Annotated in this window: 13 protein-coding genes; 2 read left to right on the top strand and 11 right to left on the bottom strand. The window is 70.3% G+C overall.

The window, feature by feature from the left end; genetic code table 11:
* Nucleotides 1–152: 152 nt before the first annotated feature.
* The 7 genes from E3T24_RS07120 to E3T24_RS07090 all read right to left on the bottom strand — a co-directional run bounded on the left by E3T24_RS07120 (nt 153) and on the right by E3T24_RS07090 (nt 5,430).
* Nucleotides 153–428 (bottom strand): SHOCT domain-containing protein, encoded by a 276-nt coding sequence (locus E3T24_RS07120; RefSeq protein ID WP_134434472.1) that lies wholly within the window; start codon nt 426–428, stop codon nt 153–155.
* An 80-nt stretch (nt 429–508) separates the two neighbouring features.
* On the bottom strand, nt 509–1,522 hold the full coding sequence (locus E3T24_RS07115) for a hypothetical protein (RefSeq protein ID WP_134434471.1): 1,014 nt from the start codon (nt 1,520–1,522) through the stop codon (nt 509–511).
* Between the two features lie 12 nt (nt 1,523–1,534).
* Complete coding sequence (locus E3T24_RS07110) at nt 1,535–2,134, bottom strand: DUF305 domain-containing protein (protein WP_134434470.1); 600 nt, start codon at nt 2,132–2,134, stop codon at nt 1,535–1,537.
* 93 nt (nt 2,135–2,227) lie between these two features.
* Entirely contained in the window at nt 2,228–2,683 is a 456-nt protein-coding gene (locus E3T24_RS07105; RefSeq protein WP_134410443.1) for a hypothetical protein, read from the bottom strand.
* A gap of 121 nt (nt 2,684–2,804) precedes the next feature.
* Nucleotides 2,805–3,263, bottom strand: coding sequence for a hypothetical protein (locus tag E3T24_RS07100; RefSeq protein ID WP_134364996.1), 459 nt, complete (start codon nt 3,261–3,263; stop codon nt 2,805–2,807).
* Between the two features lie 183 nt (nt 3,264–3,446).
* Complete coding sequence (locus E3T24_RS07095) at nt 3,447–4,004, bottom strand: gluconokinase (protein WP_134365002.1); 558 nt, start codon at nt 4,002–4,004, stop codon at nt 3,447–3,449.
* A 34-nt stretch (nt 4,005–4,038) separates the two neighbouring features.
* Nucleotides 4,039–5,430 (bottom strand): gluconate:H+ symporter, encoded by a 1,392-nt coding sequence (locus E3T24_RS07090; RefSeq protein WP_134364995.1) that lies wholly within the window; start codon nt 5,428–5,430, stop codon nt 4,039–4,041.
* Nucleotides 5,431–5,601: 171 nt separating this feature from the next.
* Here E3T24_RS07090 and E3T24_RS07085 point away from each other — a divergent pair, with 171 nt between their 5' ends.
* Nucleotides 5,602–6,339: an FCD domain-containing protein gene (locus tag E3T24_RS07085; RefSeq protein ID WP_134364994.1), complete on the top strand. Its 738-nt coding sequence runs from the start codon at nt 5,602–5,604 to the stop codon at nt 6,337–6,339.
* A gap of 18 nt (nt 6,340–6,357) precedes the next feature.
* On the opposite strand, the gene E3T24_RS07080 is transcribed toward E3T24_RS07085, so the two are convergent.
* Together E3T24_RS07080 and E3T24_RS07075 are read right to left on the bottom strand one after the other, a co-directional pair.
* Nucleotides 6,358–7,644: a GNAT family N-acetyltransferase gene (locus tag E3T24_RS07080; protein WP_134364993.1), complete on the bottom strand. Its 1,287-nt coding sequence runs from the start codon at nt 7,642–7,644 to the stop codon at nt 6,358–6,360.
* A 192-nt stretch (nt 7,645–7,836) separates the two neighbouring features.
* On the bottom strand, nt 7,837–10,461 hold the full coding sequence (locus tag E3T24_RS07075) for an excinuclease ABC subunit UvrA (RefSeq protein ID WP_134434469.1): 2,625 nt from the start codon (nt 10,459–10,461) through the stop codon (nt 7,837–7,839).
* Between the two features lie 357 nt (nt 10,462–10,818).
* Between E3T24_RS07075 and E3T24_RS17295 the strand changes: the two genes are divergently transcribed.
* A complete protein-coding gene (locus tag E3T24_RS17295; RefSeq protein ID WP_160141038.1) occupies nt 10,819–10,986 on the top strand; it encodes a hypothetical protein in 168 nt (55 codons plus the stop codon).
* 27 nt (nt 10,987–11,013) lie between these two features.
* Here E3T24_RS17295 and E3T24_RS07070 read toward each other — a convergent pair whose 3' ends face one another.
* Both E3T24_RS07070 and E3T24_RS07065 read right to left on the bottom strand, forming a co-directional pair.
* Nucleotides 11,014–11,274: a Txe/YoeB family addiction module toxin gene (locus E3T24_RS07070; protein WP_134402802.1), complete on the bottom strand. Its 261-nt coding sequence runs from the start codon at nt 11,272–11,274 to the stop codon at nt 11,014–11,016.
* Entirely contained in the window at nt 11,271–11,516 is a 246-nt protein-coding gene (locus E3T24_RS07065; RefSeq protein WP_134365001.1) for a type II toxin-antitoxin system prevent-host-death family antitoxin, read from the bottom strand. Before E3T24_RS07065 ends, E3T24_RS07070 begins: the two co-directional genes overlap by 4 nt.
* Nucleotides 11,517–11,811 lie beyond the last annotated feature (295 nt).

Raw genomic sequence — 11,811 nt, 5'->3', positions numbered from 1 at the left:
GGCGGGCGAGCCGGCGGGCCGGCCGGCGGGCTGCCCGGGGCCGCCCTGCCCGGAGTCGCCCTGCCCGGTCCAGAGCAGACCCGCCCCGCCGATGACCGTGCCGGCCACCCCCAGGCCACCCAGAGTGAGGGCGGTCCGGCGGCTGATCGGTTTCATTCGCCGCCTTCGCCCAGCGCCCGGATCTGCTCGCGGTACTGCTCCACCGTCAGCTCGCCCTTCGCGAAACGCTCGTCCAGGATCTGGCGGGCGCGGCTGCGCCCGGGCGTCCCGTTCTCCCGCGCCGGTCCGGCCGGCGGCCCGGCGCTTGGCCCTGCGGCCGGCCCGGCCGACAGCCGCACGGCCAGGACGATCAGCAGCGCGATCCCGATGATGACGAGCAGACCGAAGAACCAGGCCCACCCCATTCCTCCGTCATAACCCCACATCATGGTCGTTGTCCTCTCGTCCGCAGTCCTGGATTCGTCACTCTGAGTATGCCCCCGGGGGTAATGTTCTCCACCGGTCGCGCCTAAGCCCGGCTCGGCACGAGAACGGTCCATGTGCGTCCGTAGTCGTCGCTGGCGACAACGCCGCGCTGGTCCGCGGCGAGGATCCACGGCGAGGAACCGCCGACGAAGCTCAGCGCTTCCGGCGTGCCGTCGGCCTGCCCGTCACGAGCCCAGGGTCCGGCCGCGGCCGCCTGGTGCCAGAGCCGGCCGTCCGGGTCGACGCCCACGAGCCCGCCGCCCGCCGCGGCGTCGACCACGTCGATCAGCACGAGGGTCGGCGCATCCGTCATCGGGGCGAACGTGCGCCCCGCGTCGTCGCTCACGGCCAGGCCGTCGGCCGTGGTCGCGAACACCCGGTCGGGGTTCGCGGGGTCGGCGGCCAGGTCCCGCAGCGCCAGCGTGGCTCCGGCCGCCCAGGTGGCGCCGTCGTCGTCGCTGACCGCGACGGTCCCGTCGGCGGCGTCATAGCCGAAGATCCGCAGGGCCCCACTGGCCAGGGGCACCGCGTCGAGGTCGTGGAAGTCGGTCTGTCCGGCCAGCGAGACGGATGCCCAGTTCGCCGCCGCATCCGCACTGGATACCAGCCCGAGGTTCGGCCCGGTGAGGGCGGACTTCTGCCCCGGGTCCGGATGCCCCGAGGCCAGCAGCAGCCCGGAGGGCGCCACCGTGAAGCCCATGGCGTCGAAGACGGGACCCTCGGTGCGGGTCAGCGCGGTGGCGCCGGAGCGCGGGGCCCCCGCCAGGTAACTGTCCGGGAGGGCCCAGGTGGGAATGACCCAGACCCCCTCGTGCGTCCCGGCGTAGGTCTGCCCGGTGGCCGGGTCGGCGCCGAGGCCGTGGATGTGCTCGAAAGCGGCGGCGGCAGTGGAGGGAGCGGTGGCGGTTGCCGGGGCATCCGTGCCGGGGGCGCAGCCGGCCAGCAGGACCGCGAGGCCGGCCGTGACCACGGCGGTGCCCGTCTGGCGGATGGCTTGGGGGCGGATGGCGCGGTGGCGAATGGCGCGGGGGCGGATGCCGCCGGTGCGTTCGGTCATGGTGCCCGGCCCTTACAGCGCGGCGAGGAGGTCGGTCATCGCGGCGACCTCATCGGTCTGCGACGCGACGATCGCCTTCGCGAGGGCCTGGGCGTCGGCGTTCTCGCCGTCGTCCACCTCGGTCTGGGCCATGGCGATCGCACCCTCGTGGTGACCGATCATCAGCTCGAGGAAGACCCGGTCGGCGTCGGCGCCGGAGGCGTTGCCGAGCGTCATCATGTCGGCATCGCTCATCATGCCGTCGGTGCCGTGGTCCATGTCGGACATGCCGCCGGTGTCGGCGCCCCAGGCGGTCAGCCAGGCGGTCAGCTGGTCGATCTCGGGCTCCTGGGCGGCCTTGATCTGCGTGGCCAGGTCGACGACGCGCGGGTCGGCGCCGTGCTTGGCCAGCAGGTCGTCGCTCATCGTGACGGCCTGTTCGTGGTGCGGGATCATCATCCGGGCGAATGCGACGTCCGCCGGGTTGAAGGCGGCGGAGGAGGCAGCCGGGGTGCTGCCGGCGCCTGGCCCGGTGGCGGTCGTCGCACCGCCGCAGGCGCTCAGGGTGAGGGCGGCGGCGACCGCGACGGTGGCGAGCAGAGAAGAGCGGATGGTGCGGGAAGTTCTGAGCATTGTTCGTCCATTCATCGATGAAGAGTGAGAAACCGGACGCCGAGGGGACGGCGAAGCCGCGCAGCCGGGAAGGTGCGCGGGCGGGGTCTCGGTCTACACGCGGCTGATGGAGAGCAGGGTGAGGCTGGGACGGTGCAGGTGCAGGGGGATGGCCCGGAACGAGCCGACGACGAAGCCGCCCGCCTCGAGCAGGCGCTGGAAGAGAGACGGGCGACGGGCCAGCACGACAACGGCGGCGAGTGCGAGCAGGATGGAGCAGGTCATCGCGAGCATGGCGTCGCCGGACGCCCCGACGGGTGCGGCAGCCACGTCGGCAGCGACGTCGGCGACTGCGCTCTGGGCGGCCGCGACGTGGGCAGCCGCGCTGTGCACGGCCGTCATCGACGACGACGAGGCGACGGCCGGCATGTCGTGCCCGGCTCCGTGGCCGGCGGAGTGCACCGCGAGCAGGCAGAGCAGCATGGCGGCCAGGGTGAGCGCCGCCAGGATCACGGGCCGGACGGCACTCGCCCGGGGGCGGGTCGTGCGCGCGTCGAGAGTGCGGGTCATTCCTGCCTCCGTTCCGGCATCCGTCGGGCGCTTTGCCTCACGCGGTCACGTCAGGCGGGTGAATCTCAGCGTACGCGCTCGAGGCCGCGGCCCGGTGCCCTCGGTGCCCGTCCGGCGCGGCTCAGTGCCGGGTGCGGGTGAGCAGGGCCGCTGCGGCCTGCCACACGACGAAGGCTTCGACCAGGAGGGAGAGGAGTCCGAGAGGCTCCAGCCAGTTGCCGATGTCATCCATCGCCCCGGGCATTCCGACGGTGCGATTGACGACGAATCCGGCGATCACGAGCACCGAGAGTGATGCGGCGGCCGCGAAGTCGCGGCGGGAACCCACCACGAACAGCCTTTCGGCGATGACGAGCGCGGTCACGACGAGACCGATGTAGGCCACGGCGAGATAGGGCGTTTCGGCGAATTTGCCGGGCAGGTCCAGAACGTGGATGGCCGCGAGCACGGTGAGGGAGAGCCCCACCACGATCCTCCGGATCGGCAGCTGCTGGGAGTGTGCCGGGAGTGCCGGCCCGGCGGCCGGGTGCCGGTGATCTGTCGAGAGTGGCATCTGTGTGCCGTGAACGGTGGTTGTCATCAGTACGCCTCCATGGGGTCGATCCCCGCGAGGTCGATGCTGGCATACCGGGGGTGCCGATCAGGCCGGTCATAGCTCGCTGATAGGGCACTCGGAGCGGAAGGTCAGAAACCAGGCTCCGCCGGCGGGAGCACGCGACGGTCCCCGCGGCCGTGACCGCGGGGACCGTCGTTGTTGCGGGTGCTACCCCTGGGCCGGCGCCGCAGCGCGCGGCACCGAGGACTTGCCCGGCTCCGCCGCGCCGAGGGTCGAGGACCCGGCCCGGGGGGTGAGCCCGAGTCGCCGCACGATCTCCGCGGCCTCCTCGGCCGGGGCGCGGCCGGCGTCGATCGTGATGGCGCGCTCGTCGGCGTCGGGCGCCTCGAGCGTGGCGACCTGCGAGTCGAGCAGCGAGGCCGGCATGTAGTGGTCGTGACGGGTGGCGAGGCGCCGCCCGATCAGTTCCGTCGACCCGGCCAGGTGCACGAAGACCACGTTGTGCTCACGCAGCACGTCGCGGTAGCGGCGCTTGAGCGCGGAGCAGGTGATGATGCCCGGCACGTCGGCCATGGTGTGCTCGATGATCCAGGAGGAGACCGTGTCGAGCCAGGGCGCGCGGTCCTCGTCGTTCAGGGCGTGGCCGGCGGACATCTTGTCGATGTTCTCCTGCGGATGCAGGTCGTCGCCTTCCTCGAGGTCCCAGCCGAGCTGGCCGGCGAGGAGCCCGGCCACGGTGGACTTGCCCGACCCGGAGATGCCCATGATCACGAGCACCGGTTGCGCTCTCGCGAACACGTTAGATCACGATGTTCAGGAGCAGGACGCCGGCGAGGCCGGTGACGGAGATGAGGCATTCCATCACGGTCCAGGTCTTCAGGTTCTGCCCGACGGTGGTGCCGAGGTATTCCTTGACGAGCCAGAACCCCGCGTCGTTGACGTGGGAGAGGAACAGCGAACCCGCGCCGATGGCCAGAACCATCAGGGAGACATCCGTGCCGCCCAGGCTGGCCGCGACGGGGGCGAGAATGCCGGCGGCGGTGACGGTGGCGACCGTCGCCGAACCGGTGGCCACGCGGATCAGCGCGGCGACGAACCAGGCCAGGAGGAGCACCGAGATGCTGCTGCCGGCCACGGCGTCGGCGATGACGGTACCGATCCCGGTGTCGATCAGAACCTGCTTGAACCCGCCGCCGGCGCCCACGATCAGCAGGATGCCGGCGATGGGGGGCAGGGAATCGGAGAGCGACTTGGCGACCGCGGTGCGGTCCATGCCGCCGCCGCGACCGAAGACGATCATCGCGTAGATGACGGCGATGCCGAGCGCGATCATCGGGGTGCCGAGGAAGTCGAGGGTGGCGTTCAGCGGCGAGGTGGAGCCCGGGTTGACCGCGTCGGCGATCGAGCGGGCGAGCATCAGCACGACGGGGAGGAGGATGCCCGAGATGGTGATCAGGAAGCTCGGGCGCTTGGCGTTCTCGCCCAGGCCCTGTTCCTCGTTGGTCAGGAACAGCTGCGGCACGGGCACGGAGACCCACTTGCTGGCGAACTTGCTGAAGACCGGGCCGGCGATGATGACGGTCGGGATGGCGATCAGCACGCCGATGGCGAGGGTGAGTCCGAGGTTCGCGCCCAGCGTGGTCACGGCCACGAGGGGCCCGGGGTGCGGCGGCACGAGGCCGTGCATGACCGACAGGCCGGCGAGGGCGGGGATGGCGATCCGGATCAGGGAGAGTCCGCTGCGGCGGGCGACCAGGATGATCACCGGGATGAGCAGCACGAGACCGACCTCGAAGAACATCGGCAGGCCGATCAGGCCGCCGATCAGGGCCATGGTCCACGGCAGGGTGCGCGCACTCGAGCGGGTCACCAGGGAGTCGACGATGCGGTCGGCTCCGCCGGAGTCGGCGAGCAGCTTGCCGAACATGGCGCCGAAACCGACCAGGATGCCGACGCCCGCCATGGTGGCGCCGAAGCCGGTGCTGAAGCTGGTCACGGCGGCGGCCGGAGCGAGCCCGGCTCCGACGCCCACGCCCACGGCGCCGATCGAGAGGGCGAGGAACGGGTGCACTTTGAGCCAGGTGATCAGCACGATGATCACGGCGACGCCCACGAGGGCCGCGATGATGAGCTGCAGGTTGCTGCCGGCCGGTTCGATCGGAACCACCGGGACCGCAAGGGCGAAATTCATGTGAATATCCATTCCGAGGCGGCTTCTCTGCGACCCCATCGTCCAAATATCTGATTAATCAGATAATTGAGTGTGGCACAGGAATTACGTCGTCGTGACCAACGCCGCTACGATCGCGGGGGGACATCCGGCGGCGGGCCGCTCGCACGGGTCCCGGAGAGAGAAGTTGAGATGAACCGTGGGGCGGGCGCAGCATCCTGGCGTGAACGGGGCCTGCATGCTCGGGTGCTGAACGCCCTGGGCCAGCAGATCGTCGACGCCGCCTATGCGCCCGGCGACATCCTGAACCTCGACCAGATCATCGACGACTTCGCCGTCTCCCGCTCGGTGCTGCGGGAGGCGCTGCGGGTGCTCCAGTCGCTCGGGATGGTCGAGCCCCGGCAGCGGGTCGGAACGCAGGTGCTCCCGCGGGAATTCTGGGACCTGATGAACCCCCAGATCATCGGATGGCGCGGCCGGGGTCGCGGCGCCGAGTACTACACCCAGATGCGCGAGCTGCTCGAACTTCGGCTCGGAATCGAACCGGTCGCGGCCCGCCTCAGCGCCCGCCTGATGACGCAGGAACAGCTGGACGCCGTGCAGGCCGCGGCGGCGGCGATGATGGAGTCCAACCTGGCCGGCGAGGGACCGCGGTTTCTCGAGGCCGACGTCCGGTTCCACTCGCTGATCCTGATCGGGTCGGGCAACAGCGTGATGGCACACTTCGCCGGCACGGTGGCGGCGGTCCTCCGGACCCGGCAGGAAGAGAAGCGGTTCACCATCACCGAGTACACGCCGCCCTCGGCCCACCGGCACAACCAGCTGGCCGAGGCCCTAGTCGAGCGCGACGAGGATGCCGCCTACCGGTGGTCGTACGCCACGATCGAGGCCACCCTGGCCGAGTTCACCGAGGAATCCGCCGGCGCCTGAGCCGGCCGGGTCTTCGAGCTAGAGCCGCGCCAGCAGCTCGATGTCCTCGAGGAACTCGCTGGCCACCTGGGGCGACACGGTGGTGCGGGTGGACTGGATCGCCAGCAGGTAGTCGTCCGTGCCGGGGCCGCCGGGAGTCGACTCGTCCGCGCCTTCGAAGAGCGCTCGTTCGAGGGCCTCCTGCGAGGCGCGCCGGGCCGCGTATTCGATGTCCGCGGGGGAGAAGCCGTCGCTCGCCTCGACCAGCAGGTCAAGGTCGACCGTGCCGGCCGTGGCCGGGGGAACGTAGCGCTCCCAGATGGCCTGGCGCGCCGCGGCATCCGGAAGCCCGATCGGGATCACGTAATCGAAGCGGCCGTGCCGGAGGAAGGCGGAGTCGAGGGCGCGGATGAAGTTCGTGGCGCAGACCAGCAGGCGGCCGGGCTGTTCACGGAAGGCCGGGATGATCTTCAGCAGCTCGTTGGTCACGCCCTGCAGGGCCGAGGGCGGTTCGCCGCCGCGCTGGGCGGCGATCTCCTCGACCTCGTCGATGAAGACGACCGCGTGTTCCAGTTCGGAGATCTTCAGGAACGTCTCGCGCAGCGCTCCGGCGAGGCCCTTGGGGTCGGCGGCGAGCCGGGAGGGGAAGACCTCGACGAAGGGCCACTCCAGCCGGGAGGCGATCGCCTTCGCGAAGGTGGTCTTGCCCGTGCCGGGAGGGCCGAAGAGCACGACGGCCTTCGGCGGCACCACGCCGTACTGCTCGGCCATGTCGGGTTTCGCCAGCGGCATCACCAGTCGGCGTTCGAGCAGTTCCTTCTCGGTGCGCATGCCGCCGACGCCTTCCCAGAGGTCGCGGGCCAGGATGCGTCCGCCCAGCTCGGTGAGTGATCGCAGCTCCTCCCGCTGCACGGGAATGTGGCGCTCGAAGTAGCGTAGGTTCTTCTTGACCTCGAAGCCGCGCTTCACGAACGCGTCGACCCGGGTGGCCGTTTCCGGCATCAGCGCGGACAGTTTGGTCAGCCCGTGCCGGGACATCTTCTTCTCCAGGGCGGCCAGCAGGGCGGTGCCGATGCCTCGGCCCTGCTCCCGCTGTGCGGTGGCGAGGAAGACGACCCAGCCCTGCGCGTGGGCGGCCCGGCCGACGGCGGCGCCCACGACCTCGTCGCCCATCATGGCCACGACGGCGTCGTCCTTCTGGCAGGACGCCAGCACCTCGGACAATCCGTAGACGGGCTCCGTGCGGGCGGCTGTGATCTCTTCCCAGAGACGCAGGATGCCGTCCAGGTCGTCCGAGTGAAAGTCGCGGATCCGCCAACCGGTCATGAGAGCTCCTTTGCGCTGCAACGTCACTCCCAATCTATGGCACCCGCCGGGTCGGCCGGGCTGGCCCGGGCCCGGGGCCGGCCCGGGGCATCGAGCGGCACGGCGGCGCAGGTTATGCACGGCGGCGCAGGTTCCAGCCTGCGCCGCCGTGCATAACCTGCGCCGCGAGGCACTCCACGAGAACGGGAAGGGCTACCGGGCGGCCAGGCGGCGAGCCAGGTAGGGGGCCGTGCGACTGTGCGGATGCGCGGCGACCGTGGCCGGGGTCCCGGTCGCCACGATCCGGCCGCCCGCGTCGCCGCCGGCCGGGCCCAGATCGATGACCCAGTCCGCGGCGGCCACCACGTCGAGGTTGTGCTCGACGACGATCACCGTGTTACCGGCGTCGACCAGGCGGCCCAGCTGGGTCAGGAGCAGGCGGACATCCGCCGGGTGCAGGCCCGTGGTGGGCTCGTCGAGCAGGTAGAGCGTGTGCCCGCGGCGGGCCCGCTGCAGCTCAGTGGCGAGCTTGATGCGTTGCGCCTCGCCGCCCGAGAGCTCGGTTGCGGGCTGGCCGAGGCGCAGGTAGCCGAGGCCGACCTCCCGCAGGGTGGCCAGGCTGCGCGCTGCCGCGGGGATCCCGCTGAGGAAGGCCGCGGCCTCGTCGACGCTCTGCCCGAGCACCTCGGCGATGGTCTTCCCCTGGTAGGTGACGGCCAGGGTCTCCGGGTTGTAGCGCGAGCCGTGGCAGGCCGGGCAGGGTGCGTAGCTGCCGGGCAGGAAGAGCAGCCCGACGCTCACGGAGCCCTCGCCGGCGCAGGTCTCGCAGCGGCCGCCGGCCACATTGAACGAGAACCGGCCGGCGCCGAAGCCGAGGCTTCGCGCATCCTCGGTGGCCGCGAAGGCCGCCCGCACCGCGTCGAAGAGTCCGGTGTAGGTGGCCAGGTTGGACCGCGGGGTGCGGCCGATGGGCTTCTGGTCGACGCGCACCAGGCGGTGGACGGCGCCAAGACCCGTGATGCGGTCGACGGTGGCGCGGGGGCTGGAATCGGTGTCGGTGTCGGTGTCGTCGTCCTCGTCCTCCGTGCCCGACCCGGCCGTGCCGGGCTCGTCGGCCCCGGGATGGAGGGCGTGGCGAACGGCATCCGCCAGCACCTGGCTGACCAGGGTGGACTTGCCGGACCCGGAGACCCCGGTCACGGCGGTCAGCACCCCCAGCGGGAAGTCGGCGTCGAGGCCCTGCAGATTGTGCCGGGTGACCCCGTGCAGTCCCAGCCAGTTCTCGGGCACCCGCAGCGGTTCGGGTCCGTCGGCGGGTGCGGCCGCCTCGGCAGCGTCGGTTGCCGTGTCAACTTCCGCGTCGGCGGCCGCGTCGGCAGCGTCGGCCGGGAACAGGAACCGCCGGGTGACCGACGCCGGCACCTCGGCCAGCCCCGCGATCGGCCCGCTGTAGAGCACCCGGCCGCCGTCCGCGCCGGCCACCGGGCCGACGTCGACGACCCAGTCGGCGCGGCGCACGATGTCCATGTTGTGCTCGACGACGAAGACCGAGTTACCCGATGCCTTGAGCTGCTCGAGCACGAGCAGCAGCGGTTCGGCGTCGGCGGGATGCAGCCCGGCCGAGGGTTCGTCGAGAACGTAGATCACGCCGAAGAGGCCCGAGCGCAGCTGGGTCGCGATGCGCAGGCGCTGCATTTCGCCGGGGGAGAGGGTGGGGGTCGCGCGCCCGAGGCTCAGGTAGCCCAGTCCCAGTTCGAGCAGAACCTCGATGCGCCCGAGCAGGTCGCGGGTGAGGGTGACCCCGACCTCGGTGGCCTCGCCGGACGCGGCCGTGGGGCGGGCCGCATCGGCTCCGCGCAACTCGGCGGTCGGGCGGATGAGGTCGGCCAGCTCGGTCAGCGGCAGCCGGTTGAGCGCCGCGATCGAGTGCCCGGCGACGGTGACCAGCAGTGCGGCGGGGGTGAGACCGCTGCCGCCGCAGGTCGGGCATGGGCCGGATTCGACGAAGCGCAGCGCGCGCTCGCGCTGGCTCTGGCTCTTCGAATCGGCCAGAGTGTGCATGATGTAGCTGCGGGCGCTCCAGAACCGGCCCTGGTAGGGCTTGGCAACCCGGTCCCGCTGCGGCACGACCTCCACCACGGGCTGTTCCTCGGTGAAGAGGATCCAGTCGCGCGCCGCGCGCGGCAGGTCTCGCCAGACCGTGTCCACGTCGTAGCCCAGAACGGTGAGGATGTCCCGCAGGTTCTTGCCCTGCCAGGCGCCCGGCCAGGCGGCGATGGCGCCGTCACGGATGCTCAGGGTGACGTCCGGCACGAGGAGTGCCTCGGTCGCGGTGTGCGCCGTACCCAGACCGTGGCACCGGGGGCAGGCCCCAGCCACGGTGTTGGGGGAGAAGGAATCGGACTCGAGGCGCACGGCATCCGTCGGGTAGGTGCCGGCCCGGGAATAGAGCATGCGCAGCGAGTTCGAGAGCGTGGTGACGGTGCCGACGCTCGACCGGGAGCTCGGGGTTCCACGCCGCTGCTGCAGCGCGACGGCGGGCGGCAGTCCGGTGATCTCGTCGACGTCCGGGGTGTGCCCCTGTTGGATCAGGCGGCGGGCGTATGGGGCGACGGATTCCAGGAACCGGCGCTGCGCCTCCGCGAAAATGGTGCCGAAGGCGAGCGAGGACTTGCCGGAGCCGGAGACCCCGGTGAAGGCGACGATCGCGTCCCGGGGCACATCGACGTCGACGTCCTGGAGATTGTTCTCCCGGGCGCCCCGCACTCGGACGAAGCCGGTGACCGTGCTGCTGCGGGTGACGTCGGCGGATTCGGGGCTGGTGTGGGGCGGTTGCATTCGCACGACTCTAGCCCGGGCGTCTGGCAGATGCTCGGATGCGAGTCGGCGGCGCTATCATAGGGGGTGCGATCCCGTCCACTGATGGTGGTGGGTCGGTAACTCATCTCGATGCTCAACCGTGACAAATCCCGATGCAACCGTGTCAATCTCGATCGCCATTTCATATCATTGAACCAGGCTCAGCGGCGTGCCGTTCAAACCACGCTTGAGACTGAGAGACCCGATGGCCGATCCGACAAGTACGACAATCCACCACGTTTCGCTCCTGCGATGGGCAGCCCTGAAGCGTGAGTTCGCTTCTCGCCGCCCTGCTCCTCGCAGCAGCACTGACGGCGACCGAGACTAAGGGTTCCCGTGGCTGAGAATACCGAACCGACACCGGCCAACCAGGTCTCCCTGGTGCGCTGGGCCGAACTGAAACGCGCCTACGTGGCCCGCCTGCCCCGGAACCGGAGCGACTCGATCGCGCCGGTGACCGACGCGGACCTCGCCTCGACCGAGCAGAAGAAGTCGCAGGACTGAGTCACCGCCGACCTCTGTTTCGTGACCCTAGTTTCCGTAGTGGTATCGGCATCCCGCGATGCGGACTTCGTCGCCTTCGACCTTGTAGATGAGACGGTGCTCATCGGTAATACGGCGGAACCAGTGGCCGTGGAATCCGTGTTTCAACGGTTCGGGCTTTCCGATGCCCTCGTTTCCGTTTCGTGCGACGTCACGAAGGAGGGTGTTGATCCGTTTGAGGATCTTGCGGTCCTGGGACTGCCACCATTCACAGTCTTTCCCGGCATCCTCGTCCCAGACGAATTTCACTCGATCAGATCGTTCACGGTGCCCCGTCCGGACTCCAACCGTTCGATTGATCCGAGAAGACGTCGAGCGTTGGCCGGATTTCGCAGCAGATAGGCCGTCTCCTTGAGCGACTCGTATTCATCGAGGGAGACGATCACAACCGGCTCGTGCCCGGCGCGGGTGATGACGATTTCCTCACGATTATCGACAACCGCAGACAGCGTCTCGGCGCCAGTGTGGCCTGGCGCCCACGAGGGACTCAGAAAGGCGCGGGTTCGGGACCCGGCATCGGCAGAGATGCTGAGGCTGGTTTCGGCGGTGGTTGGGGTTCCACCGCACGGATGAACGTGGCCGGCTCGGTCACGAATGCGCGCCCGCTCGGCGAGGTCCACCTCAGGGTGCCGGCCTCCAGGTGTTTCACCGTCCACCGGGTCTCGCTTTTCAGCGCATGGCACGGCGGACACAGGTGAGCGAGGTTGTCCTCGGCGGTCAAACCGTTGAACTGCCAGTCCAGCGAATGGTCAAGGTCGGCATGCGCCGCCGACCGGTTGCAGCCGG

This window comes from Cryobacterium sp. TmT2-59 (genome assembly GCF_004403545.1).
GTDB classification, from domain to species: Bacteria; Actinomycetota; Actinomycetes; order Actinomycetales; family Microbacteriaceae; genus Cryobacterium; species Cryobacterium shii.
Note: the sequence above shows the minus strand (reverse complement) of the source record. Positions and strands in the feature narration are given on the sequence as shown.

What these genes read in the sequence shown, in the direction of transcription:
- E3T24_RS07095 (WP_134365002.1), bottom strand. Translation starts at nt 4,004, where the DNA reads ATGGGCATCTCCGGGTCGGGCAAGTCCACCGTGGCCGGGCTCCTCGCC.
- E3T24_RS07075 (WP_134434469.1), bottom strand. Translation starts at nt 10,461, where the DNA reads ATGCAACCGCCCCACACCAGCCCCGAATCCGCCGACGTCACCCGCAGC.
- E3T24_RS07120 (WP_134434472.1), bottom strand. Translation starts at nt 428, where the DNA reads ATGATGTGGGGTTATGACGGAGGAATGGGGTGGGCCTGGTTCTTCGGT.
- E3T24_RS07110 (WP_134434470.1), bottom strand. Translation starts at nt 2,134, where the DNA reads ATGCTCAGAACTTCCCGCACCATCCGCTCTTCTCTGCTCGCCACCGTC.
- E3T24_RS07100 (WP_134364996.1), bottom strand. Translation starts at nt 3,263, where the DNA reads ATGACAACCACCGTTCACGGCACACAGATGCCACTCTCGACAGATCAC.
- E3T24_RS07080 (WP_134364993.1), bottom strand. Translation starts at nt 7,644, where the DNA reads ATGACCGGTTGGCGGATCCGCGACTTTCACTCGGACGACCTGGACGGC.
- E3T24_RS07105 (WP_134410443.1), bottom strand. Translation starts at nt 2,683, where the DNA reads ATGACCCGCACTCTCGACGCGCGCACGACCCGCCCCCGGGCGAGTGCC.
- E3T24_RS07090 (WP_134364995.1), bottom strand. Translation starts at nt 5,430, where the DNA reads ATGAATTTCGCCCTTGCGGTCCCGGTGGTTCCGATCGAACCGGCCGGC.
- E3T24_RS07115 (WP_134434471.1), bottom strand. Translation starts at nt 1,522, where the DNA reads ATGACCGAACGCACCGGCGGCATCCGCCCCCGCGCCATTCGCCACCGC.
- E3T24_RS07085 (WP_134364994.1), top strand. Translation starts at nt 5,602, where the DNA reads ATGAACCGTGGGGCGGGCGCAGCATCCTGGCGTGAACGGGGCCTGCAT.